The 25,058-nt window shown below is 69.1% G+C and carries 19 protein-coding genes and 2 pseudogenes; 15 read left to right on the top strand and 6 right to left on the bottom strand.

The features are described from left to right. The first annotated feature begins 12 nt into the window (after positions 1-12). From OH768_RS47745 to OH768_RS47680, 14 genes are all read left to right on the top strand, one after another. Positions 13-1,797, top strand: a complete 1,785-nt coding sequence (locus OH768_RS47745; RefSeq protein WP_406463318.1) for a type IV secretory system conjugative DNA transfer family protein — start codon at positions 13-15, stop codon at positions 1,795-1,797. A 59-nt stretch (positions 1,798-1,856) separates the two neighbouring features. After that, positions 1,857-2,462 carry a hypothetical protein gene (locus OH768_RS47740; protein ID WP_406463317.1) on the top strand — a complete coding sequence of 202 codons (606 nt, stop codon included), beginning with the start codon at positions 1,857-1,859 and terminating at the stop codon, positions 2,460-2,462. A gap of 244 nt (positions 2,463-2,706) precedes the next feature. Continuing rightward, positions 2,707-3,177, top strand: a complete 471-nt coding sequence (locus OH768_RS47735; RefSeq protein ID WP_406463315.1) for a hypothetical protein — start codon at positions 2,707-2,709, stop codon at positions 3,175-3,177. Continuing rightward, entirely contained in the window at positions 3,174-3,938 is a 765-nt protein-coding gene (locus tag OH768_RS47730) for a hypothetical protein (RefSeq protein ID WP_406463314.1), read from the top strand. The genes OH768_RS47735 and OH768_RS47730 overlap by 4 nt, the downstream gene beginning before the upstream one ends. 165 nt (positions 3,939-4,103) lie before the next feature. After that, positions 4,104-4,811, top strand: a complete 708-nt coding sequence (locus OH768_RS47725) for a hypothetical protein (RefSeq protein WP_406463312.1) — start codon at positions 4,104-4,106, stop codon at positions 4,809-4,811. Beyond that, the gene (locus OH768_RS47720; protein ID WP_406463310.1) at positions 4,808-5,521 is read left to right on the top strand and encodes a DUF317 domain-containing protein; all 714 of its coding nucleotides are present in this window, start codon (positions 4,808-4,810) and stop codon (positions 5,519-5,521) included. Before OH768_RS47725 ends, OH768_RS47720 begins: the two co-directional genes overlap by 4 nt. Before the next feature lie 199 nt (positions 5,522-5,720). Then, positions 5,721-6,368 carry a hypothetical protein gene (locus OH768_RS47715; protein WP_406463308.1) on the top strand — a complete coding sequence of 216 codons (648 nt, stop codon included), beginning with the start codon at positions 5,721-5,723 and terminating at the stop codon, positions 6,366-6,368. A gap of 110 nt (positions 6,369-6,478) precedes the next feature. Next, on the top strand, positions 6,479-7,351 hold the full coding sequence (locus OH768_RS47710) for a hypothetical protein (protein ID WP_406465728.1): 873 nt from the start codon (positions 6,479-6,481) through the stop codon (positions 7,349-7,351). A 5-nt stretch (positions 7,352-7,356) separates the two neighbouring features. Further along, a complete protein-coding gene (locus OH768_RS47705) occupies positions 7,357-8,622 on the top strand; it encodes a DNA cytosine methyltransferase (protein WP_406465726.1) in 1,266 nt (421 codons plus the stop codon). Further along, positions 8,622-9,767, top strand: a complete 1,146-nt coding sequence (locus OH768_RS47700) for a DnaB-like helicase N-terminal domain-containing protein (RefSeq protein ID WP_406463307.1) — start codon at positions 8,622-8,624, stop codon at positions 9,765-9,767. The genes OH768_RS47705 and OH768_RS47700 overlap by 1 nt, the downstream gene beginning before the upstream one ends. Positions 9,768-9,827: 60 nt before the next feature. Further along, entirely contained in the window at positions 9,828-11,207 is a 1,380-nt protein-coding gene (locus OH768_RS47695; RefSeq protein WP_406463305.1) for a DUF317 domain-containing protein, read from the top strand. Between the two features lie 984 nt (positions 11,208-12,191). Beyond that, positions 12,192-15,848 (top strand): hypothetical protein, encoded by a 3,657-nt coding sequence (locus OH768_RS47690; RefSeq protein ID WP_406463303.1) that lies wholly within the window; start codon positions 12,192-12,194, stop codon positions 15,846-15,848. A 294-nt stretch (positions 15,849-16,142) separates the two neighbouring features. Next, entirely contained in the window at positions 16,143-17,168 is a 1,026-nt protein-coding gene (locus tag OH768_RS47685; protein ID WP_406463302.1) for a hypothetical protein, read from the top strand. A 355-nt stretch (positions 17,169-17,523) separates the two neighbouring features. Beyond that, positions 17,524-19,269, top strand: a complete 1,746-nt coding sequence (locus OH768_RS47680; protein ID WP_406463301.1) for a hypothetical protein — start codon at positions 17,524-17,526, stop codon at positions 19,267-19,269. Positions 19,270-19,432: 163 nt separating this feature from the next. Here the strand turns inward: OH768_RS47680 and OH768_RS47675 are convergent, their stop codons facing one another. From OH768_RS47675 to OH768_RS47655, 5 genes and pseudogenes are all read right to left on the bottom strand, one after another. Next, positions 19,433-20,323, bottom strand: coding sequence for a transporter (locus tag OH768_RS47675; protein ID WP_406463299.1), 891 nt, complete (start codon positions 20,321-20,323; stop codon positions 19,433-19,435). Between the two features lie 243 nt (positions 20,324-20,566). Then, on the bottom strand, positions 20,567-21,271 hold the full coding sequence (locus tag OH768_RS47670; protein ID WP_406463298.1) for a cation transporter: 705 nt from the start codon (positions 21,269-21,271) through the stop codon (positions 20,567-20,569). Beyond that, positions 21,271-21,606, bottom strand: a complete 336-nt coding sequence (locus OH768_RS47665) for an ArsR/SmtB family transcription factor (RefSeq protein WP_406463296.1) — start codon at positions 21,604-21,606, stop codon at positions 21,271-21,273. The genes OH768_RS47670 and OH768_RS47665 overlap by 1 nt, the downstream gene beginning before the upstream one ends. 84 nt (positions 21,607-21,690) lie before the next feature. Next, a pseudogene (locus OH768_RS47660) lies at positions 21,691-22,793 on the bottom strand (magnesium and cobalt transport protein CorA). Positions 22,794-22,859: 66 nt separating this feature from the next. After that, positions 22,860-23,885: pseudogene (locus tag OH768_RS47655) on the bottom strand (magnesium and cobalt transport protein CorA). A 65-nt stretch (positions 23,886-23,950) separates the two neighbouring features. On the opposite strand from OH768_RS47655, the gene OH768_RS47650 reads away from it, so the two are divergent. Beyond that, a complete protein-coding gene (locus OH768_RS47650; RefSeq protein WP_406463294.1) occupies positions 23,951-24,358 on the top strand; it encodes an ArsR/SmtB family transcription factor in 408 nt (135 codons plus the stop codon). An 11-nt stretch (positions 24,359-24,369) separates the two neighbouring features. Here OH768_RS47650 and OH768_RS47645 read toward each other — a convergent pair whose 3' ends face one another. Beyond that, positions 24,370-25,056, bottom strand: coding sequence for an MgtC/SapB family protein (locus OH768_RS47645; RefSeq protein WP_406463292.1), 687 nt, complete (start codon positions 25,054-25,056; stop codon positions 24,370-24,372). Between the last annotated feature and the right edge of the window lie 2 nt (positions 25,057-25,058).

Here is a 25,058-nt window from a genome sequence, read left to right as displayed (position 1 = left end):
CACACCGCGCCCTTGCCTCCTTCCTCCAGCAACAACGACGGCTACGATCTCGCCTTCCGGCTCCTGCTGGGTGTCCTGGCCGTCGTCGTCCCCCTCTCCCACCTCGCCTGGCTGTCCGGCAACATCACCGCCCGCCTCACCGGAGGCACCTGGGCGCCCTACCAGCCGGCCGCCGCCCTCCTGCACCCCGATCAGCTCTGGCCCGCGGCCGGAGAAACATCCCTCCTGATCGGCGCACGCATCGTCCCGACCGCCGTCCTCCTCGCCCTCGGCACTGCGGCCGGACTCCTGTGGGCCCTGCACAAGAACCGCGGCGGCAGCCGCAAGAAGATCACCGGTATGGCCAAGGCCAGGGACGTCGAACCCCTGATGGCCAAGGCGATCACCGACAAGGCCCGCTCCCTGCGCCCGAGCCTGAAGAACACCAAGCACATCGACGCCGCCGACACCGGCATCCTCCTCGGCACCCTCCAGGGCACACGCCACGAGGTGAGGATGGGATACGAGGACGTCGCCGTCGCGATCATGGCCCCCCGGTCCGGAAAGACCACCAGCCTCGCGATCCCCTCCATCCTCAACGCCCCCGGTCCGGTCATGATCACCTCGAACAAGGCGTCCGGCGACGCCTACACGGCCACGCTCGACTCACGGGCGGCCGTCGGCCGGACCTGGTCGATGGACCCGCAGCAGATCGCGCACGCCGCACGCGCGATGTGGTGGAACCCCTTGGCCGACGCCAAAACCCTCGACGGAGCCGGAAGACTGGCCGGCCACTTCCTCGCCGCCTCGGTGGACGCGAGTCAGCAGGGAGATTTCTGGTCCAAGGCCGGATCCAACATCCTCAGCCAGCTTTTCCTCGCCGCAGCGCTCGACGAACGCCCGATCACCGACGTGATGCAGTGGCTGGCGTTCCCCGCCGACCGCACCCCGCTGGACATCCTGCGCGACCACGGTTTCACCGCGGTCGCCGCGCAGCTCAAGGGCACCGTCGAAGGGCCGCCCGAAACCCGCGACGGGATCTACGAGACCGCCCGCCAGTACGCCGCGGCCCTCCTCAACTCCGAGATCGCCGCCTGGATCACGCCGCAGAAGGACGTCCCGGAGTTCCGGCCCACGCAGTTCGTCACCTCCACCGACACCCTGTATCTGCTGTCGAAGGACGGCGGAGGCGGCGCGTCGGCGCTGATCGCCGCGTGCGCGGACTCCGTGATGCGGGCCGCGACCGCCCAGGCCGAACGTGCCGGCGGGCGCCTCGACCCGCCGATGCTCGCGATCCTCGACGAGGCCGCCAACGTCTGCAAGATCTCCGATCTCCCCGACCTGTACAGCCACTTGGGCTCGCGCGGGATCATCCCGATCACGATCCTGCAGTCCTACCGGCAGGGCCAGAAGGTCTGGGGCGACACGGGCATGGACGCCCTGTGGTCCGCGTCCACCGTCAAGGTGATCGGCTCCGGCATCGACGACCCCGATTTCGCCGACAAGCTCTCCCGCCTCATCGGCGACCACGACGTGGAAACCACCTCGACCTCCACCTCCGAGTCGGGGAAGTCGACCTCCGTGTCGATGCGGCAGGAGCGGATCCTGCCCGCGGACGCGATCCGCGCCCTGCCCAAGGGCACCGCGCTCGTCTTCGCCACCGGCCTGCGTGCCGCGATGCTCGACCTTCGCCCCTGGTACGCGGAGCCCGGCGCCGACGAACTTGCCGCCGCCTCCGCCCGTGCCTCCCAGGCCATCACCGCCCGTGCCGTCGCCAAGCACACCCCCCGCCAGGGCGACTACGGCACGGCTGCCTAACACCCGCCCGCGCACTCGTCGAAAGCGCGTGGTGTCCTTCGCCCCTTCTGGAGTTCGCATTGCAGATCATCGACCTGGCCGAGCAGACCCGCCTCCTCGGCCAGGTGGCTCCCACACTGGTGACCCTGACCGAGGAAGTGGAACGGGTCCGGGAGGAGGAGATCCTCGCCCCCATCGATCAACTCGCGCCCCCTGTCCTGCGTCTGCACGAGCTGGCGATCACGTGCACGCGGCAACTCCACGACCTGTCCACCAGCCAGTACGCCGCCATGAAGTACGGCCGGGAGAACGTCGCCCATCTCGCGGAAGCCTGTGCGCAGGTGTCCCTCGCGTCCGCCCTCGGCGCCATCGCCATCAGCAGCCGTACGGAGATCCTGCTGTACAGGGGCGCGGACCCCACCCCCGGCACCAGCCGCGACCACCTGCGACGCGCCTGCGTCGAAATGGATCGTGCGGCCACGACCTACCAGGCACTGGCGCAGCGGCTCTCGCGGCGTCTGGCCTCCGCCGCCGCCCGCAACGGGGACCAGCAGCTCATCGACCGCTCTCTCGCCGCTCCCGGCGCCGCCGACCCCAGCACCGTGATCGCAGACCCGCCGCTCACCATCCCACCGAGTACCCCTCCCCCACGCGCCCCGGCCGGCACGCCCCACGCCCGGCGCTGACGTCTCGCATTCCGTGCCGTACGGCAGTGTCCCGCGCCGACCACTCCCATCCCCCGCACCACGCCGGGCCCGCAGCTCCATCTCGCCGGCGACCGGGCAGGCCAGTACCACGAGCCGCCGAAACATCGTGCTCCAACTACGCCAGGGGGACCCGAGACCCAGATCCAGCCCACGCACCCCCTCCCCACCCAACTCGCCTACGGAGGCGCCCATTCACACCTACGAGCCCGTCGACCTGGACGACATGGAGCTGAGCGAGGCACTGGACGCCGTGGCCGCCGACGTCCGCGATCACCGCATCACCCCGGACTTCTATGGCCTGTTCACCGCGATCCGGCACGTCGACCTGCTGTGTCACCTCGTCGCCCGTACGGCAGCCGACTCCGAGTACCGCCTCCTGCCCGCGAATCCCGATGCGCCGGCCCGGCCTTCGGCCGAGGTGCTGGGCCTGATGGCCGGGCACCTCGGGCGTGCCGTCGCCCACTACACGCAGGCCCTCGCCCCGCTCGTCTCGTTCACCCGGCCCACGCCGGCCTCCCTCCAAGGGCAGCTCGACACGATCGACCTTCACCGTCGCCTGCATGTCCACCTCGACGACGCCGGCCAAGCCTTGGAAGCGGCCCGTGCCTGCCTTGACGGACCGCGCCGTCCCCCAACGCCGAGCACGGCCGCCCCCGTACCCCGGCGCACTGCGACCGTGCGGCGCAGCGCATGAGCACTCCGCCCACCGACACCCTGTTGTTCGACGTGCCGCCACCGCTGACGCCCGTCGAGCGGCTGCTCCACCTCGCCGATCTCTACACCCGGCACAACGACTCGCTCGACATCGTCCTGCTCACGGCGACGGCGCCTGAGCCGAGGACCCACGTCGTCTCCGCACAGCGCCTGGCGTCCGAGACTCGCGTCGCCGTCAAGGCCATCCAGGGTGAACGGCTCTACGAGAGCACGGAGTTGACGGAGACCGTGGTGCGACTGAAGCAGCTCGCCTTCCTCAGCACCGCGTCAGCCGACCACGGCATTCAGGCTGCCCGTGAACTGACCGCGCTGGCTCCCGAAACCGCGGTCGGCTGCGCCGCGGCTCTCGCCGCAGAGAGCAGGCGACGTCACTGGTCGACCGCCCCGGCACCAGATGAACGGCTCACCGCCGCCCAGCGCACCGCCCTGGCGCAGATCGCCTGCGGTCACGTCGTGGCCAGCAGCTCCCTGGGCCGGGACTTCACACGTTCCCGGGAGCCCAAGGTCCTCATGAGCACGCTGCGGGCCCTGGAGTCGAAGGACCTCGCCGAACGGACCCCGAACTCCGCGCGCGCCGCCTACGCCGGCGGCCCGGCCCAGGACCGCGTGCACCTCACACCGGCAGGCATCACCGCCCTCGCCTCCGTCCTCGGACTACCCCTGACCGAGCCCGGCAGCGCCCCCCGTACGACGCCCCGCCCGAGCCCCACCCCCACGCAGGCAACCGCCCGAAGCCACTGAACCGCCGTCCCAGGAGCCCACCCCATCTCCACACCCCCACTCGGCCTCAAGGAATTCGTCCGCCAACTCCGGGACCTCGCAGGGGACTTCGAAGCCCTCCGCGCACGCGTACGCGACGTCTCCTACACCCCCGGCACGGACGCGCTGCGCCGCCTCAGCCCCCTCTTGATCAAGGCGCAGGACCTCACGGCCACCGCCGTCGCCCGGCTGACCACGCTCGACAACAGCGCGTACACCGACATCGCCAGGAGCCGCGCCAGCCTGAATCTGCTGGCCTCGATCGTGTCCTCCTCGTCGCTCGCCGGCACCGACATCGCCCACGCGCTGCTCGCCAACCCCTACGAGGGCCAGCAGGATGCCGGCTGTCCCTCTCCGGCTGACGACCAGGCGGTACGTGCCGCGCGGCATGCCGAGGTGATTCCGCAGATGGCCGGTCACCTCGGCGATGCCGCCCACCAGCTCGACCTGAGCGCGATCGGATGCCGCTACCTGGCCCACGGCATCACCGAGGACCTGGCATCCGCACAGGAGCACAGGGCGGCATCCGCTCATCAGACAACCGCGCCCGCTCTCACCCGCCCCCAGTACGACGCCCTCGCGTCCCTCGTGGGCGGCGGCCGACTGTATGAGAGTCTCCAGCGCGGGGCGGGCGTCACACGCGTAGCGACCAGCGACGGTGTCCGCGTGTCCATCGCCACGTACCGGGCGCTGGCCAGGCACGGAATGGTCACCGCCGACACCAGCACGTCGCTGTACCACGGCCAGAAGATCACCGTCACGGAGCTGGGGCGGCGCGCTCTGGCCCAGTCCCGCCCGCACACCGCGCCGACAACGCCGCCCAAGTCCGCTGTGAGGCAAGGGGCAAGCCGGTGAACCCGTACACGCCCGACGACCGCGTCATGATCTCGCCCCGGTACATGGCCGGCGCCGGCGACCGGATCGCCGACGTGATCGGACCCCTCATCCACCTCTTCGGCTGGCGCCACGAACACGACGCCGACACCGGGCACATCCAGATCGACAGCCCCGACGCCAGCCTGTTCCTCGACTTCAACCCGCTGCACCCCCTTGGCCGGTGGGTCACCGTCGCCCACCATGAGCCGTTCTGGGAAGCGATGTTCAGCAGGGACGCGCCCCTGGAGGCCGTCGCCGCGGTCACCCAGGCGCTGCCCCAGCTGCTCGGCGATGCCCGTCACGCCGACCGCATCCCGATCACGGACATGCCCCTGGACCAACTCGCCGCGCTGCACGACTGGTCCGCCAACGGTGACGTCCTCACATCACCCGACCTGTACTGCCGACTGCACCACACGCCCGGCGAGAACATCTCCTGGCGGGTCGAGCACCTCTACTGCGAAGACGCGCCACTGGCCACGTTCACCCAGGACGCACCCGAGGCACTCGTCCGCAATTTCTTCGACGCCCTGGCCACCCCCTTCGCCGTGGAGCGGGCCTACGCCGACGTGCCCGTCATCACGCGGCACGCAGACAGCGCCCTGATCACCACCGTCCGCCGAGCCTCCGCGAATCCACGCCTCGACCACGCCCTCGCCCAGCTCGATCGCGCCGCACGCCGCCGCTGACCCCCACCGAAACAGCTCCAGGCTGACCCCGAACACCGCACCCACCGCCCCCGCCGAACAACTCCTGCTCCTCGGCTCCGACTTCACCCGCTACAACGACACCCTCCTACGGCACCCGCTGGGCGGCACCCGCACCGCAGCCGGCCTCACCGAACAGGCCGCATCCGCAGGGCAGTTGGCCCGATCGGCGCTCGACATCGTGAACACCCTCAATGCCCAGCGGAAGATGTACCGCAGCCCCGCGATCAGTTCTGTGTACGCGCGCGTCCGCCAGCTGGCCCACCTGGCCACAGGCACAGCCGACCACCTCCTGGCCGGTGCCGAAATCCTCGATGCCACGCGCGCCGGACTTCCCGTCGAGATCGACGACTCGCTCCTGGTCACGCTGACCGACCACCAAGCCCGGTGGGAGGCCGGCAGGCGCGTCGCCCTCGTCACGCATCTGACCGCGCTCGGGGCCGACGACGCGCTGGCGACCGCTGAGCTGTTCGTCACCGAGCGCTCTCACCGGGGCTTCCCGCCCCTCCACCACCCACCTGCCCTCACCGCCGCCCAGGATGCCGCGCTGCGCGCCGTCGCGCGGGGCGACGTGACGATCGACCGCAACAAGCCCTTCGTCCGCCACGAGAACCTCCGCGTGAGCACCAGCACCATTCGCGCCCTGGAAGCCCGGCGCCTCGTGGGCCGCGAGAAATTCCCCGAGTGGCCCCACTACGAGCGGGTCCACCTCACCCCCGAAGGCTGCCGCGATCTTGCCGCCTCCTTCTGTCGGCCGAAGGCCCCCACACTCACCACCACACGCCCGGCAGCGGCCCTGCCCAAAATCACCGTCGGCCGATCCCGCTGACCCCGCAACGCACACCCCGCTCGGCATCACCACGCCCTCACCCACGGAATTCCATGACCGCCCCCACCCTGAAAATCCTCTCGCTAGGTGCCGGAGTCCAATCCAGCACCCTGCTCGCCCTGTCCGCGCAAGGGATTCTCCCGAAGGCCGACTACGCCATTTTCGCCGATACCGGCTGGGAGCCCCGCGCGGTCTACTCTCACCTCGACCGCCTCGCACGAGAAATCTCCGATCCCGCCGGAATACCCGTGCTGCGTGTCACCTCCGGGAATATCCGAGACGACGCTCTCGACCCCGGCCATCGGTTCGCATCCATGCCTCTCTACGTCCTCAACGAGGACGGGAAACAAGGCATGACCAGGCGACAGTGCACCGGGGAATACAAGATAAAACCGATCAAGAAGAAGGTCCGGAAACTTCTCGGATACCCCTATCCGCAGCGCATCCCGAAGGAAATCTTCGTCGAGCAATGGGTAGGTATCTCGACTGATGAATTCCATCGGGCCAAGGACGCCGACGTCCGGTACATGCGCAACCGCCACCCCCTGATAGACCTCAACTGGTCGCGCGCGGACTGCATCCGGTACCTCACGTCCATCGGTCTGGCGGACACGCCGAAATCATCCTGCCTGGGCTGCCCCTTTCACGGCAACGCGCAGTGGCGCACCATCCGGGACACAAGTCCGCAGGAATGGCAGGACGTGGTCGCCTTCGACGCGGCCATCCGCCAGGGCAACGCCCGCGCGAACGCGTCCGGAAACCCCCTGCTTGGGCAGGCGTTCCTGCACCGCTCCCGCGTCCCGCTCGACCAGGCCCCCATCGACCACGTCACGGCCGCCGAATGGGCAGCGCGCCAGCAGGAGATCGACGACTCTGCGGCCTCGGCCGAAGAGCTGGAGGACGGCGTGGTCGACGGCTGTTCTCCCTGGGCCTGCCGGGGTGAAGGCGTGCCGGTGCAGGACGACTTCGGGCTGGCTTCTTGAGGCGGATCGTCCTCGATCTGTTCGCCGGGCCCGGCGGCTGGAGTCACGCGCTCACCGTCCTCGGCGCGAGGGATGTCGGCCTGGAGTGGGACGAGTGGGCCTGCAAGACCCGTGCCCGGGCCGGGCAGTTGACGATCCGGACCGACGTCGCCGCCTATCCGGTACGGATCTTCTCCGGCCGGGTCCTCGGGCTGATCGCCTCCCCTCCCTGTCAGGCATGGAGCATGGCGGGCAAGCGCCTCGGCCTTGTCGACCAGCCCCTTGTCCATCAGGCCGTCGCCGACCTCGCCGCCGGACGCGACACCCGTGAGCGGCTGCTCGGCGCGTGCGCGGACGCACGCTCGCTCCTCGCCGCCGAGCCCATGCGCTACCTGCACGCCCTGAACACGGTGGGCGAGCCCGAATGGGTGCTCATGGAGGAAGTCCCCGACGTCCTGCCCCTGTGGCGGCAGTACGCGGCGATCCTGCGTACCTGGGGATTCTCCGTGTGGACCGGCATCCTCAACGCCGCCGACTACGGCGTCCCCCAGACAAGGAAACGGGCCATCCTGCTCGCCTCCCGCACCCGCACCGCCGCACCCCCGCCGCCCACCCACGCACAGTCCGCCGAACCGGAATCACTCTTCGGGCCCGGCCGCGACCGCTGGGTATCCATGGCCGAAGCCCTGGGCTGGGGCGCCACCGACCGCCCCGTACCCACCGTGTGCGCGGGCGGCGGACCAGGAGGCGGCCCCGAGCCCTTCCCCTCCGGCTCGCGCAAGACCTTGACCGACGCCCGCGACCGCGGCACCTGGACGCCCCACCCCGACGCCGAACTCGTCCTGGCCTCCCGCCGGGAGGGCTCCGGCTGGGCCGACCGGCCCGGTGAGAACCGCCCCGCAGATGCTCCGGCCCCCACGTTCACTGCCGAAGCGCACCGCTGGTCGTGGTCACTGCGCAGCAACAACCAGACCAACGCCACCGTGCGCAGGGCCAGCCAGCCCGCCGGCACCCTGTTCTTCGGCCACCGCGCCAACGAATGTCTCTGGATCCCGGACCCCATCTCCGGCCTTCCGGACGACGAGCAGCGAGCGGCACCGGATCCGATCAAGATCACCGCGCGGGAAGCGGGCGTGCTGCAGAGCTTCCCCGCCGACTATCCCTGGCAGGGCAACAAGGGCCAGACCTTCTCCCAGATCGGCAACGCCGTCCCCCCGCGCCTGGCCGCCCACTTGCTTGCCCCGCACCTCAACAAGCCCTTCAACCCCGACGACTTCACCCTCGCCGCCTGATGCCCCACACCCCCGAACCCGACGAGGACGACGACCTCGACCTCACGCCCGCGCCGAAGCCGGTCCACTACGCCGAGCAGGCCCTGCTCGGCGCCCTCCTCCTCGAACCCGATCGTCTGGCCGATACCGAGCCACTGATCGCTCATGACTTCGACAGCCACGCCCATGCCGCGCTGTTCACCGCGATCCGCACGCTCCCGCCGCCCGACCCGGCCGACCACGCCAAGGACACCGCCTGGCTCAACGCCGTGCTGGAGCACGCACGTCCGCACGCTCCCGGCCTGAACACCTCCTACCTTCACACCCTCATCCAGTTCTGCCCGCGGTCACAGCACGCGGCGGCGTACGCCAGGATGATCCGCGCCGACAACGCCCGCCGGGTCCTGCGCGCCCACGCCGAACGCCTCGCGTCCACCGCGAGCGACCCGGGCCTGCCCAACCCTGCCGCCGCGACGCTCGGCATGGCCGACGACATCGGCCGCGTCCTGGACGCCCTCGCCGCACAGTTCGCCCCGCACCCCGGCTCCTTCCCCCGTACCGCACTCCCTCCGGATGTCCCACGGCAGGCCAGCGAGGAGGACCTCGACGAAGAGCGCCTCCTCCTTGCGACCGCCACCGCCTATCCAGCGGAGGTCCGACAGATGAGGTGGCTGACCGAGGCGGACTTTCTGCTGCCGCTGCACGCCGCGCTCTGGCAGTCCATCACCGCGCTGGTCCACCGCGGCGGCATGGTCGATCCCATCACCGTCCTCGACGAGGCCCAGCACCGCGGCCTGCTCACCGCCAGCATCACCCCCAAAGAGCTGATGGCCCTGGTCTCCACGCCCGCTGGCTCCCCCGAATACTGGGGCGAGAAGATCCTCGGGCGCGCTCTCCTCGCCCGCGCCCAGACGGTCGCCGCTCGGATCACCGCCTACACCGACGATCTGGCCAACACCCCTCACCAGCTCGTCACCGGCAGTCGCCGGGCCCTGGCCGACGTGGGCTCCTTGCGTACCCGCTGGATGCGCGCCACCGCGCCCCCGCCCGCTCCCGCTCCCGCTCCCGCTCCCGCCGAAAGCCAGCCGGCACGCCGCGGGCAACCGCCCCGCGCGTCCGGCCCGCCGCCCCAGCCCGCACTACTCAGCCCGCGCGCCCACCGATGACCCCACTGCCGGGCCCGGCGGCCGTCCGCTGCCGAGCTCACCCGAAAGAGCCCGCCCTTCATGCCCAGCACCTCTCCCGACGCCCCGGTCCGTCTCGACACCCAAGTCCAACTCGGCGTACATCCCGCCCACCCCACTGCCGTCGTCGCACGCCTGACCGGCAGCCGCCACCGCACCGCCCAAGCCCTCCTGGCCGCCCACGGTTTCGACTCCCTCGACGAACGCACCATGGTCCTGGCCCGGATCGACAGCGAGGAGCCGTACTGGGCCGAGAAGGCCACCCACTCCCTGCACGCCGAAGGCATCACCACCGAGATCACCCCCAACCTGCGGGAAGCCATCGACGAGGAATGGACGTGGGTCAACTACCCCGCGTCCCGCCTCAGCCGTGACGAGATCCGCGAATGTTCCGACCAAGCCCAGAAGATCCACGAGGCCATCCGCGACGGCCGGCTCGTCATCCATGCCCACGCCCACGCCGAGGATAGCTGGGACACCGTGGCCGTCGGCACCTACCGCGACACCGGCAAGAGCGTCCACCTGGCCGGCGAAAACCACCTGCGTCACGTCACCGGCGCCTTCGCCTCACCGGCCCAAGCCCTCATCGCCTTCGAACAGGCTCGCGGCAAGGCCGTACGTCCCGGACCCGCACCCATGACGGCCACCGAACGCCACACCGCCCATGCCCGCGCCAACCTCACCCCGCCCGACACAGCCCCGACCGACACCGTCGCGCCGTCGGTCGAGCAGGTACCCGCCTACGCCGCCGACCCCGGCGACCACGAAGCCGTCTTCAACATCTTCCTCGACAACAACGGCGACTGGGAGAAGTACCGCACCTGGCACGACAACACCACCATCGCCAACCACGAGTCACTGACCCTGCGCATCCTCTTCGACGCCGACCCCCGGGACGCGACATGGACGCTTGCCGCCTACGAGAGCCCGGTCAGCGAACGCATGTGGCACATGGCCCTCACCTCCACCGTCCCCGCACCGGTCCTCGGGACCCTGCTGTCCGCCCTCACGGCCGGAGACGCCGAGGACACCTCCCTCGGCACCCCCATCGAGACGACCGTCACCGAGGCCGTCCGGCCGCTCGCGGACGTCGGCTGGACGTCCTCCGTGGACGGACGCTGGATGCGCTGGTCCACCGAACAAGGCGAGGTCGGTGTCCAGTTCGATGTTTTCGCCGCCCACGACTCCCAACTCCTCGACACCTGGACCCTCTGGGCCGGCCCCAGCATCAACCACCCCGCCTGGACCATACGCGCCTCCGCTTACACCCCTGCGGGCTTCCTCTCCGCCCTTTCTGGAGAACTCGCCCATGGCATCGGCACCCGCCGCACCGTCTCCCGCACCACGGCGCCCTCCCGGCAGCACACCGCCGCGCTCCCGCCGGCCCCACCCCCGCCCCAACCGTCGGCATCCCGACACTGACCAGCTCACGCACCGGCGTATTCCACCAGCACCACGTCCCTGGTCTCGAAAGCGGGCCATGGACTGACCACAGCGGATAGCAGGCAAAGCCGTCCGCCCGAACTTCCGCCCATTCCCCATTCGTTGACTGCCTGTCGCCAATTCCCGTAAGACAGCTGTCCTACTGGCATGCGGCCCTTATGATGACCCCTAGCGTATCGGCCCGTTCACGCTCTCTCCCTCACGCGCCCCGGCAACACGGCCAGGGCTCCACGCGAGACCACGAGAGAGGTATGACATGCCGGAACTCCTGCAGGGTCAGGCAGATCACGAAAGACCGACGGCTGGGTTAAGCCGACGGCTCGCGGACATCCTCCGCAGCCGCTGGTGCCAAGCAATAGGAACGGCCGTCGTAACGACGGTCGTCACAGTGCTGATCAACAAGCTCGTCAGTCTCCTCTGACCCCTTCCCGGATGTTCAACCCATCCGGGAAGGGGAGGCCAGAGAATCGCGACCGCCTGCCAAGCGCAGTGCCCATGCCTTCAGGTATGGGCACTGCTCGCTGTGGGGTCCCCACCGGGGCGGCGCATATAACTTGACTCTTAAGGCCCTACATTGCACGCGAAAAAAGAAGTAAGCAATACCTTCTCGGCGGCAGGGGAAGTACGGGCCTGTCACCATCGCGCGCCCGGCCGCCCAGCACTTCTTGGTCTACGCCCCGCGCCAGCGCCCAAGAAGATCCCCGGCAGAACCGACAGTCGTTTCGCGTGGCAACACCAGGATCCTCAATGGCCCGCTCCGCCGTTCGGGCCCAGGTGCCGAACGTCCGCATGTCCGACTGGGAGGACCTGGGCATGGCCCCACGTGAGCAGAGTGCGATCTCGCCAAGGGACCGACGGACGGCGGAAGGTGAGTGCGGCACCCACCGCTCTCCGCATCCCCGTGGCGGTGGCCGCGAACGAAACGGATAGCTCCCGGCATCCGGGCTCGCTACCGTGCCCGACGTGGATTCCCATGAGCTTGAACCGGCCCATCCTTCGGCAGACGACACTGCTCTCCTGGCCGAGGATTCTCTGCTCGCAGAACGTCTGCACGGTCTCGGCTCGGAAGGCGAGGGGGTCCTGGCCTTGGGCCTGCTGCGCGACACCCACGACATGCTCTGCCATCCCGATCGCTACCACCGGCCGTATGTGATCGCGCAGGCCACCTGCCGCACCGCGATCGAGTGCCTCATGAACCTCGGCGGCACCAACCACAAGGCACTGTTGGCGGCGCGCAACGACCTCAAAAGGGCGCTTAAGCAGATCTTCCAGCCGGACGGCGCACGCAAGGTCACCAAGCCTCTGGATCGCCTGCTCGCCACCCTGGACGCACTCTCCGCCTACCCCGACGAGCTACCTACTGACAGTGACCTGAACAAGGCGCTGGTCTCGTTGCACCGCTCCCGCGCCCACTACCAGGCCGCGCTGCACGACCCTGCGCCACACACGGAGGCGCTGAGACGGGTTGTCAACGCGCTGGACGAACTGGAGCAGGTACCGGCGCACCTCACTGGGCAGCAACCCCTCTCCGCGGCGCTGCGGGAACTCCACACAGCTCGCGTCGCCCCGGGCTTCCGCCAGAACGCGGTCCTTGATGAGCAGTTGGCAGCGGTGGGCGCTGCGTACGCGCGCCTGTTGGACATGGAAAACGACCAAGGGTCACAGCGCATCCAGCAGGTCACCGCACTGGTCCGGGAGCTGACTGGCCGGGAGCCCGGGGCCGGTGAGCTCAAGGCATTCAAGGCGTGGTCCGACTACTACCAGAGCGGTTCCAAGATCATTCATGCGGCGACCCGTACCGGGGCGTCGGATGCGGTGAAGCTGCTGCACGACGTCCTCATGGTCATCCGTGAGCTTGTCTTCACCCTTCCGGACCAGGCAGCCCGCTGGGTCGTACTCGCCACCGTCACCTCGCCCACCGACGAGCAGGTGCGGGAGGTCGACCAGCTGCACCATCCGTCGGCCACGACCTACCTGTTCAGCAGGTTCACCGGGTGGGGGTGGCTGGAGAAGCTCGCTCCCGCGCGCCTCCTGCCGGAAGCCGACCGCTGGCCGGCCGCACCGTACTTCCAGCGCCTGGCCACCGAGGACCCGGCCCGCCTGACGCAGTGGCTCCTGCCGCGCCTGGACGAGATCGGCGAGAACGGACCCCGGGCCGCTGTGAGGCTGATGCGACTCTGCCGGTATCTGACCGGGCATGCGACGCCGCTGGTCGCCCGCATCGTCCAGCAGCAGGGGGTCGACGGCCTACGCATCGAGGTGCTCTTCTGGGCGCTGGATGTCGACCTGCAGCAGCGCGACGCGCAGTGGGTGGATCTGGTCAGACAGGTCCTGGTTGCCGGCGCCGGGACGTCCCCGATCGATTCCTGGGACATCGGCAGCGGCCTGGAGCAGCTTCAGGAGACAGCCCGCGCCACCACCACTCTGGCCGCCACGGTGGGCAATGCCTTGATCGACGTGCTGTCCGTCCATCTCGCGGTCGACGGGACCCGCGGCGATCTGCAGATCAGGGACGACCTGCGCTCTCCCAGCCTCTCGGGAAGCCGCGCGCTGACGGGCGCCTGGCTGGCCGCCGCAGCCTGCCTGGAGGTCGCACGTGCCCAGCGTGACCGGGGTGTCGACCTGGCAGCGCGAACAAGCGCATGGACACCTGACGCCCTGGGCGGGTGGGAGCGTGACCGGTTGATGGCCGTTCATCTGCTGGACGTCGCCGGCGACGAGCCCGACGAGGCACAGTGGTGGGCGGCTGCATTCAGTGTTCTCGCCCGGCTCGACGCCATGCCGGTGCCCACCCCAGACGTTGCCGCGTTCGTCCGGACGGTCGTCGAGAGGTACGGACCGGAACACCAGGACGATCTCGCTGCGGCCTTGCGCGACGGTTTCGGTCCGGTCCCCGACGCCGCCGCCCTCCAAGCCGCACGCGCAGAGCTCGACGACCGTGACAACCGGTTCGCGCGAGTGCTCGACGCACTCACATCGGGAGGCGACCTCCCGGAGTGGAAGTCGCAGGTGCCCTCCGTGTGGCGGACCATCTGGGCACTGTCCAGGGTGCTGCCCGCCGCCGCCCTGACGCCGTGGCAGCCCGTGGTCGATCTACTGACCGAGCACTTCGGGCCGCCGCACACCATCAGCGAACCGGTGATCTCAATCTTCGCGCTCCCGGACGACGACGCGGAAGCCTCAGCTGAGTTCCGCACCATGTGCGAACAGCACGGCCCTATCCACGGAGCAGCCGTACTCGCCTCGCGTCCTCCCACACCAGGTAACTACTTCGAGCGCACCGAGTTCAGGCTGCTGGAGGAGGCGGTCAACGCCGGCGCAGATGCGTGGGCCGCCGACATCGGCGCCGTCGTGGAAGCGCTCGACACGTTCGACCTGCGCACCGTCTTCCTCGGCGCCCTCAGTACGGCCCGCCAAGCCGCTGGCCTTACCGACCCTCAGGGCCCGCGCGCCGCAGCTGCCAGCGCCGCCGCCTGGCAGCTGATCACTCAGCTGCGCGGAGGCGCCGGCAGCACCGATCCCGACCTCGACGAGCGGGCACGCCGCACCACCTGCCAACTCCTCAAGGACGCCTGGTCCCTCGGCATCGATCCCGGCCTCGACGAGACCGAGACCGTCACCTGGCTCGTGACCTCCGCCCGGGAATGGAGCCAGCCCACCCACAAACCGGAGGACCCCTACGTCACCGCCACCGCGACATCCGGGGGCATGGCACTGGCAGCCCTCATCCAATGGGCCGTATACCGGGCCGCGTCCGACGGTGAACTACCGACGGCCGCCGCCGATCTGATGACCGAAATCCTCACCGAGCATGCCGACGACCGGGCCCTGGCAGTCATCGGCGCCGCACTTACCCCGCTGCGCCTGTACGCCGAGCAGTGGTACACCGCCCACAAGGACACGCTCCTCGACCTCGCCTCCGGCAACGCCCCCGTCCGGTCGTGGCTGCTGTACCTCCAACGACTCTCCGCCCACGACTGCGTCGTGATCGGCGACATCGGCACCGCCAAAACCACGCACTATCTGCGCACGGATGCGCCACAGCCGATCTTCAACCGGTTCGCAATGACACTGCTTCACTCCCCGGAAACACTCGATCTGACGTTCCTCGCCGAGCTGTCCAACGGCAACGGCGGCCCCGAAGCCGTGTCGAAGCTACTGGGAGACATCGCCCGAGCACTCCCCGCCGACCCCAGCGAACACAGCTTGCATACACGCGGACTGGCACTCTGGGAGCAGGTCCTGAACCTTACGGCCGACACACCCGGGGGCCACCTGCGCGGAGCCGGGCACTTCGCCTTCGCCGAAGGTCTCGACCACGATCAATGGCTGCAGTACACACTGCGCACAGTCACGATCAACCCGGACGTGAGCTTTCCCGACCGCGTCGCGGACCGCGCCGCGCGTACCCCGCACTCTCCCGACACTCGCGAGATCCTGACGAAGCTACTGCCCCTGGTCAGCAGGCCCGAAAACTGTGACAACTACCGGATGCCCGTCATCGTTCAACACGCCCAAGCCGTCCTGTACACCTCGGAGCCCGGCAGCCAGGGCCGATCAGCACTCGGACAGGCTCTCGCGCTGCACGCCGATGACGTAGAAGCCGCCATGGCCGAGTGACTCCCACAGTTCCCGCCGTGACCTCCACCCCTGGCAGAAGATCCAACAGGGCGTAGGCCCAAGTGTTCGCCCCCGTCCTCCTTCCAGGTGATCGCTGCCCAGCAACGTGCCCACACAGCGCCGGAAACTCGCGCGTCATCTACGATGCAACCGCGGCTCGACCACCGCTCCCCGGAGAACGATTCGGCCCTGATCTCCAGGCTCGGGTGAACCGGTCATCCATTCCATCGAACCTGCGCGCATCCCACTGGATCTCGATTCGGTACGTCCTGGGCCGAGACGTGCAGGAGACCCATGAGCGCACTGCACCAAGACGTCGCCCTGCTCCGACGCCACTACACCGGCGAGAGCGTCCAACAGGCCCGCCGGTCAATCGATGCACTACAAGCCGGTGAATCCCCGATTCCGCCAGCGGCGTCATCGGCCCAACAACTCCTTGAGGCCCGCGTGTTCGTCGCACTCCTGGAGTTCCGCAACGTCTACACCCGCTACCCCCTGGGGATCACCGCGGTCCGCCCCGAGCCGGCCAGCATCGCCCTCGGTGTGGAGAGCGAAGAACGAGCGGCTGAAATCCTCTTCAACCTCCTGCCGTCGTACGTCTCCGATCACGAAGTCCACGGCGTCCCCGGCCTGCGCATCACACGCCGGAACCGGACCGCGATCGAACTACAGATCCTGGGAGAGCCGGCCCGCCTGCGGCTGACCGGGCTCCCGGCCACCGTCTGGCACGCAGCCGAAGCACGAGCGCTCTCCCAGTGGATCGATCCGGACAGCATGCAGTTGTGCTGGCGGTCCTCGCCACACACATGGACGTCGACGGAGCAGGCGCACCGCGCTCATTGGGAAGACGCCAACGACCACTACGTACAGGTGACACGGCGCGGGGCCTGGTTGGGCAGCGGTCTGCTCCGGCGCGCTGCTCTCTTCCACACCGTCGCCAACACCTTCATGGCCGACGGCCATCGCAGCGCAGTCTTCGACGTGGCACGGATGGTCCTGCAGTCCTCTCATGCCCGCGAGCAGGGACCGGGGCCGCACAACATCGTGGCGGCCCTGGTGGACCCCTTGTGCGGACTACCGCTCCACCTCAAGAGGTTCCGCGGAGACACCGACGAGAACTACGGCAGCGACCAGCAGTTCGTCCTCCAAGACGCCGACAAGACGGCCGTACTCGACCTCCGGGCCACGGTGGAACAACCTCCCTCCAGCCTTGCGCCCGAACTCTGGCAGGCCATCGTCCGCCGCATGCCCCGCGCGGGATTCACCAGTGGCCTGTCCCCGAGCGTCCTCGCCGGCTTCTGCGACCTGGGAGCACCCTAGGGATCAGCAGTCTTCAGTCACCCCGCCGACTCCGCCGGTCCACGGAGCGGAGCCGCACTCGGCCAACCGCATGACCCAGTCAGCGGCCTGCTCCGCCCCGTCCCGCCGTTCGAGTCGACCAGACGTAATCCCTTCGGGGCGACATTCCTTCATCTCGCACTCCGAGCTTGCATGAGCAGCGGCCGGTACGGTTCCGTTCTTCCTATCTGGCTGTACGAGGCGGCCAGTTCCGGGCGCCACGAACCGACCCTGACGCCAACGGACAACACCTCCTGGCGTACTGCACGCACACAGCCTCAGATTTTGATCTTCACGCGCCTTCTGCCGGGTCGGGGCAGAAAACAAGGAGAGCGTGATGCTCATCGAGCAGTACATCGTCGATGTCCGACGCCAGCACACCGGCGAGTCGCTGGCCGCAACACGGCGCCGCCTGGGCGAACTTCGGGACTGGTCCGAGCCGCTGCCTGTCGCCAAGGCCGACGACCAGGCACGACTGGAATCCCACCTGCTGCAAGCCCTCGGCGAGGGACAAGGCCACCACCCCTTGGGTATCAGTGAAGTCGCCCCCTACGCCGACCACCTGGTGCTACGACTGGAATCGGCTCAGCCTCTCGCCTCGCTGCTGCCCCTGCTTCCCTACCGGGACAGGCGCAAGTCCCGGCACGGCGTCCTGGACCTGCGGGCCTTCACCGGTCGCCGGGGTATCGAGCTACTCCTGGGCATGACCGGAGCCGGACGCGTGACCCTTCTGGGCCCCCAGGGCTGCGATCTCGCCGCCGCGCTGGAGGCGCACCGCGAAGCGGTAGAGGGCCGTCAGGACGTTCCGTTGTGGACCAAAGACACCCCGCACGATCCAATGCCTCGGCCATGGCGCCGCAGCCGCACCACGCAAACGAGGAGCAAGGCGGCCAAGCCCGTCGACCCGCACGCCGTGCGCCCCCGCCTGGCCAGTGCGCTGCTGCGCCGCCTGTATCTGTGGGAGTCGATGGCCACCGGCAGCAAGGTGACGTTCACCAGCGAGCCGCACGGATCGGGCCTGATGTGGACAGTGCAGCGATGCCTGACGCAGCACGCCCGTCTGCACGATGACAACGTAGCCACGGCACTCGCGGAGTCGGTAGCTGGACCAGGACTGACAGCGGACCTCGACGGACACCTCTGCAGCCAGCGGCAATGCGTCCAGACCTTCGATTCGGGCAGTCTCACCGTCGAAACGGTGTACGGCGAGGACGCCCGCCCCGCCCGGCGCCCGGGCCGCGCCCGTGCTCACGTCCTTGCGACGTTCCTCAGCGAACGTTTCCCCTCGGCAGACGCCGGCGGTGATGGCCGTACTGGGCACGTCCTCCAGCTGATCGATCCCTGGGGAGACGGCCCGCTGGACACCGCTGAGCAGCTCGCCGCTGCCTGGGCTCACCACGGCCTGAATACGCTGGTACTCAGGGTGGACAGCAACCGGAATCAGGACAGAAATGCGACAGCCGCGTGGCAACGCGCACGATTGACCGGCGGCGCCGGCACCATGTTCAAGGGCGAGGCCAACTACGTGCACGGCGACCTCGAAGCCGACATCACTCGTGCGCGCGCGGCATTCGACCACATCATCATGGTCAAACGCCATTGGGTGGATTTGCCCCTACTGGCATTCTCCCCTCTGGCCGATGATCACCTCATCGTCGCCGACGGACACTTTCCGAGAACGACCCAGAGCACCACGGTGCACGCCGGGGAACTTCAGCGCCGCAGCATCGCGCTTACTCCTGCTGAGTCCGCAGTCGCCTGGCTTCACCAACGCCTGGCGAGAATCCCCTTCGCCGATGTCCCCCTGACCGGCCTGCTCCTTCGGTGCGCACACGATCAGCTCGACCCGGATTCTTTCGACGCCACGGTGGACATGGAACTGGCTCGCCACGGGATGCCGGTGCTGGGCAGGCTCCCGCAGCCGCCTCGCCGCGGTCCGCACCGAACCGTGCTGGACCATCTTCCCGACGAGCAGCGAGCGTTCGTGATCCAGCAGAGCACCCGAATCCGCAAGGGCCTTGGACCCGCGCTCGCCGACACAACGGCGTTCCTCGCAGCCCTGCGTGAGTACGCCGAGTTCTGAGAGGGCGGCAATATAGCGGTGGATCCCCGGCTACCGAAACCGGGGATCCACCGAATACTTGTAACTCCACCGCCACGACCTGGCTGCCACGTCGAAAGGCAGCATCACGACAAACCACAACTTCACCGGGGAAGTGCACATGGCCATGGCGGCCATTGCCCTTTCACGCCGCGGCGTAGCTCAGCCGGAACAGGTCCTGGGCGCGCTGCAGGTCCCGCTCCGTGCGCAGCTGAACCTCCAGGTCTCCCGTGCCATGGTGGCCGAGCCCTGTCACGTCCCGGGTAAAGCCGGGCGCCAGATCCACTTCCGTCGGATCCGCCTTCAGGTAGACCAGCACCTTGGTCTGCTGGGGCGGGATGAGACAGGCGAAGTTCCGCAGCCGCTGATAGGCCCGGTACTGCTTACGCTGCACCCGGGCGACGCCGTCCCCGAGGCCGACGAGTACCTCGTCGACCGCGGCAGCCAGCTCGGCCATCGCACCGCCCTGGTGCCGAACCGACGACGCCCCGGCCACGCGGCGGCGGACCCGCTTGGCCTCAGCCGAGTGCCCCGTGACCGAGGCCACCGTCTCAAGGCCGAAGTGATCGCTGCCGAAGTACCGGTAGCGCACCAGGTCTATCGAGCGCCGGTGCTCACGTACGGCGTGCACGTCGTAGCGGGTGAAGTCGCCGGCCACGCAGATCAGCCTGGGCGCGCTCCACAGCACCTGGGCTGCGGCCGTGACCCCGAGCCGGTCACGGACCAGGTGCTGGTATTCGCTTCGGTGGTCCATCAGCCAGCTCAGATAGAAGAGACCTTGATGGATCACCCCCGCGTCGGTGCCGCGCTTGAATTCCACGACCACCGGTGCCCCGTTCTCGTCGATCCCCAGCGAGTCGATCCGGCCGCCGTGGACCGGACCGGTGTTGTACTCGGTCGCCAGGATGCGGACTCCAAGCAGTGCTTCCATGTTGGCCTCGACGAGACTTTGCACATCCGCCTCGGCATCGGCAAGTCGCGGCACGACCTCCGTCACGCCACCATTCGTCGTGTGGAACAGCTTCAGGCCCGACACCTACCCCTCCTCGGCTCGAAGATCGACAACGCCGGGGAGGGGTGCAATTGTTTCCACGATCGCCTTCGAGCGCGTGAAGATGGTGTGAGAGGCTACGCCCGAGCCACTGGGACGCGCTGCTGCCCCAGAAGTCCCACGGGTTGCTTGATCCCACATACGTCCCACAAAATGAGATCGGCTTCAGACGAGCCGTCTGCATCAGCTCGCCTCTCGACGGCCGACCCACTTGGCGTCCAGAGACACTCAGCAACAGTCGCAGCCGGGCCGGCAGCCGCATGCGCCGCCTGCCTCGGCATCGGCGGCGGGCGCAACTGAAGGCGAGCAACAGCCCTTGCCCTGCCAGGCGTCGCGTCCTTCCTTGACGGCGACGGCGGCGATGACGAGGGCGGCGATCGGGTCGGCCCAGGACCAGCCGAGGGTGGCGTTGAGGACGAGGCCGACCAGGAGTACGGCCGAGAGGTAGGTGCAGAGCAGGGTCTGCTTGGAGTCGGCTACCGCGCTGGCCGAGCCGAGTTCGCGGCCCGCGCGGCGTTGGGCGGCGGACAGGAACGGCATCACCGCGAGGGAGAGCGCGGCGAGCGCGATGCCGGGGATTGAGCGCTCCGCCTCTCCGGTGCTGGTCAGTGAGCGTACGGCGTCGGCGGTGACGTAGGCGGCGAGGGCGAAGAAGGAGAGGGCGATGATGCGCAGGGTGGTCTTCTCGCGCGCTTCGCGTACGGCGTGCTCGCGGGCGGAGAACTGCCAGGCGACCGCGGCGGCGGAGGAGACCTCGACCACGGAGTCCAGGCCGAAGCCGACCAGCGCGGTGGAGGAAGCGATCGTCCCCGCGGTGATCGCGACGACCGCCTCGATGACGTTGTACGTGATGGTCGCGGCGACCAGCAGGCGTATCCGGTGGGCGAGCGCGTCCCGGCGGGCCGGGGCGGGGCCGAGGGATACCGCGGTCATCAGCAGCACCCCTTTTCGTCGGCCTCGACGCACGTACGGTCGGTCTCGACAGCGACCACAGCGGTGCGCAGGTCGTCGAGCGCGTGACCGAGTCGCTCGTCGGCGAGTTCGTAGCGGGTACGGCGACCGTCGGGCACGGTGACGACCAGGCCGCAGTCGCGCAGGCAGGCAAGGTGGTTGGACAGCCGGGTGCGGGAGACCCCGAGTGCTTCGGCGAGGTCTGCGGGGTAGGCCGGGGCCGTGCGCAGGGCGAGCAGGACGCGGCAGCGGGTCGGGTCGGCGAGCGCACGCCCGAACCGGGCCAGGACTTCGATCTCGGAGGCAACAGTCAGCACACCACGACAGTACACGGAATCCTGAATTCAGGAAATCATGGATTGTGATGGGTCTCTGTGGCCCAGTAGTCCGGTGGTCGTGGGCTACAGCCAGCCGTTGCGTTTGAAGCCTCGGTGGAGGAGGAGGCAGGCGGTGGCGATGACGCCGAGGACTAGGGGGTAGCCGAAGCGCCAGCGCAGTTCGGGCATGTGGTCGAAGTTCATGCCGTAGACGCCGCACACCATGGTGGGGACGGCGATGATCGCCGCCCAGGCGGTGATCTTGTGGGCGTCGTCGTTCTGGCGATGGCGACCTGCGCGAGGTGGGCCTGGAGGATGGAGTCGAGGAGGGCGTCGAAGGCTGTGATCTGTTCGGTGACGCGGGTGAGGTGGTCGGCGACGTCCCGGAAGTACGCCTGTATCTCCTTGTCGATGCAGCTCCTGGGCTCGGTGGCGAGCCGGTCGAGAGGGCGTTCGAGGGGCACCACGGCCCGCTTCAGTTCCAGGAGTTCGCGCTTGAGCTGGTAGATGCGGCCGGCGTCGGCGTTTCGGGCAGTGTCCGGGGAGAAGACGTCGGTCTCGACCTGGTCGATGTCGTTCTGGACGGCGTCGGCGACCGTGACGTAGTCGTCGACGACATGGTCGGCGATCGCATGCAGGACGGCGGAAGGCCCCTTGGCCAACTGGTGCTGGTCGGCTTCGAGGTCCTCTCGCAGGGGGCCGAGGGAGCCGTGGCGGCCGTGGCGGACGGTGACGACGAAGTCGGGGCCGGTGAAGACCATGATCTCGCCGGTGTTCACCACCTCGCTGGTCGCGGTCAGTTCGGCGTGCTCGACGTACGTCACCGTCTTGAAGACGGCGAACAGGACGTCGTCGTACTGCTCGACCTTGGGTCGCTGGTGGGCCTGGACGGCATCCTCGACAGCGAGCGGGTGCAGGCCGAACAACTCGGCGACCCCGGCGAACTCCTCCTCGCCGGGTTCGTGCAGGCCCAGCCATACGAGGGCGCCCCGGTGCTTGCGGGCGTACCGAACGGTCTCGGCGACCGACTCCTTGCCAGTGCCGGGCCGGCGGATGCCATCGCGGTAGACGACGCAGTTGACCACCGTCGAGCCGAGCGGCGAGCGGGCCGGGTGGCTGAGGTCCACCCGGCGTCGGCTGCGTCGCGCCAGGTCCGCGACTTTGCGCAGGTTGCCGACCATCGACATACGTGTTTCTTCTCCATCCAACGGGTTCGGATCCGGACAGTGTGCCAAACAGCGGTAAGACGGGCGTCAGAGCCAGTGCTTACGGCGGAAGACCAGGTAGACGACGGTGACGAGGACCGCGGTGGAGATCAGCATCGCCGGGTAGCCGAAGTGCTGGCGCAGTTCCGGCATGTGGTCGAAGTTCATGCCGTACACACCGGCCACAGCGACCGGTACGGCGATGAGCGCGGCGGCGGCACTGATGCGGCGCGTGTCGTGGTTCTGCTGGACGCTGGTCTGGGCGAGGGCCATGGACAGGGCGTTGTCGACGAGTTCGGTCAGGACGCCGACACGTTCGGCGGCCTGGGCGAGGTGGTCGGCGACGTCGCGGAAATAGGCGGCCATTTCCCGGTCCACACCGGGGACGCGGCGTTCGGCCAGGTCGCGCAGAGGCTGGGCCAGCGGGGCGACGGTGCGCCGGAGTTCGAGGAGTTCGCGTTTGAGCTGGTAGACGCGGCCGATGTCGTGTCCGACGGCCGGGGAGAAGGCGTCGTTCTCGACCTGCTCGGCGTCGGTCTCCAGGGCGGTGACGACATCGAGGTATTGGTCGACGACCGTGTCCGCGATCGCGTGCAGGACGGCGACGGGTCCGTGGGCGAGGCGCTCGGGGTCGCCCTACAGACGGCGGCGCACAGGACCGAGGTGCTGGGCGGGGTCGTGGCGGACGACGACGATGAAGTCGCGGCCGGCGAAGGCCATGATCTCGCCGGTGCCGACGATGTCGGTGGTGGGGGTCAGTACGTCGTGTTCGAGGTAGACGGCGGTGCGCAGGACGAGGAAGAGAGTGTCGTCGTAGCGCTCCAGCTTGGGGCGCTGGTGGGCTTCCAGGGCGTCCTCGACGGCGAGGGGGTGCAGGCCGAAGCCGCGTGCCACCACCTGGAGTTGGTCGGCGTCCGGCGCGTGCAGACCGATCCAGACGAACCCGCCGGGAGTGGTGCGGGCGGCGCTCAGCGCCTCGTCGAGCGGCAGGTGTCCTGGCCGACGGCGGCCGTACTCGTACAGGGCGCAGTCGACCACAGGGACGGGCTGTTGCGAAGTGCTCTCAGCCGTCATGGCTGTCCTCCGACCCCTCGCGGCAGGCGCGGCCCGATGGCGCGTGCCGCCGGTACCATAGTTGCATGGATACGCAAGGAGGAGCCTGGGACGCGGGTGCGGCCGAGCAGGCGGTGGCCGTACTGAAGGCCGCGGCCGACCCGTCCAGGTACCGGCTGCTGTGGGCGCTGAGCGAGCAGGAACTGCCGGTCAGCCGACTGGCGGAGCTGATCGGCGCGCACGTCGCGGCCACCTCCCAACACTTGGCGAGGCTGCGCGCGGCCGGGCTGGTCACCTCGCGGCGGGAAGGCACGCGGATCTACTACCGAGCCGCCGGGCGGCAGGTTCGGGCTCTGCTGGAGAGCGCGGTGCTGGCGGGTGACGCCGCCGGAGCTCCGGAGGACGCGGTGGAGGCGGACGAGGTGCCCGCGGCCGTCGCACAGGAACGCCCGGCCGGGGCACGGACCCGGCGCCGTCCGGTCGTCGAGCACTGAACTCCCTGTCGTCATACGGCCGTTTGCCGCCACAGGGCGGAGACGACGGCCGGTTCCATGCTGATGCGGGCGACCGCGCTCTCCACCGGCGTGCTGTCGGCGCCGGCGGAGGTGATCTCGGCACGTATCAGGACCTGGCCGTCGTCCCCGTCGCCGGTGGAGGCGACCGCGTGCAGGCGGCTGTCGGAACCGGCCAGGGACTGCACGAGCAGGGTGCGGACGTGGGCCTCGTCGCGGGCCGACACCACGGCCTCCACGCAGTACGGGGTCGGCACCTCGTCGCCTGAGCCGGGCTGGCGGTCCAGGCGCTGGGCGAGCCCACGTACGGCGGTGTTGACGGCGACGATCGCGGCCGCCCCGGCGAGTGCGTAGCCGGGCAGTCCGGCCCCGGCAAGTGAACCCACAGCGGCCGAACACCACAGCGTGGCCGCGGTGTTGATACCGGAGACGTTCACTCCGTCACGCATGATGACGCCGGCGCCCAGGAAGCCGATGCCGGAGACCACCTGGGCGGCCACGCGGCTGGGGTCGCCGGTACCGAAGGAGCTGGACAGCAGCACGAAGAGCGCCGAGCCGGTCGCGACGAGCGTGTGGGTGCGCAGACCGGCCATCCGCTGGCGCCACTGCCGCTCGATGCCGATGAGCGCGCCTGAGGACAACCCGGCGCCAAGGCCGGTGGCGAAGTGCGGCGTGTTCATCG

It is taken from the genome of Streptomyces sp. NBC_01622 (genome assembly GCF_045209635.1).
Classification (GTDB): domain Bacteria; phylum Actinomycetota; class Actinomycetes; order Streptomycetales; family Streptomycetaceae; genus Streptomyces.
Note: the sequence above shows the minus strand (reverse complement) of the source record. Positions and strands in the feature narration are given on the sequence as shown.

Bases quoted from the DNA above. Each gene is read 5' to 3' on its own strand.
- OH768_RS47695 (WP_406463305.1), top strand. From the start codon at position 9,828: ATGCCCAGCACCTCTCCCGACGCCCCGGTCCGTCTCGACACCCAAGTC.
- OH768_RS47735 (WP_406463315.1), top strand. From the start codon at position 2,707: ATGGAGCTGAGCGAGGCACTGGACGCCGTGGCCGCCGACGTCCGCGAT.
- OH768_RS47670 (WP_406463298.1), bottom strand. From the start codon at position 21,271: ATGACCGCGGTATCCCTCGGCCCCGCCCCGGCCCGCCGGGACGCGCTC.
- OH768_RS47680 (WP_406463301.1), top strand. From the start codon at position 17,524: ATGCTCATCGAGCAGTACATCGTCGATGTCCGACGCCAGCACACCGGC.
- OH768_RS47645 (WP_406463292.1), bottom strand. From the start codon at position 25,056: ATGAACACGCCGCACTTCGCCACCGGCCTTGGCGCCGGGTTGTCCTCA.
- OH768_RS47700 (WP_406463307.1), top strand. From the start codon at position 8,622: ATGCCCCACACCCCCGAACCCGACGAGGACGACGACCTCGACCTCACG.
- OH768_RS47685 (WP_406463302.1), top strand. From the start codon at position 16,143: ATGAGCGCACTGCACCAAGACGTCGCCCTGCTCCGACGCCACTACACC.
- OH768_RS47730 (WP_406463314.1), top strand. From the start codon at position 3,174: ATGAGCACTCCGCCCACCGACACCCTGTTGTTCGACGTGCCGCCACCG.
- OH768_RS47650 (WP_406463294.1), top strand. From the start codon at position 23,951: ATGGATACGCAAGGAGGAGCCTGGGACGCGGGTGCGGCCGAGCAGGCG.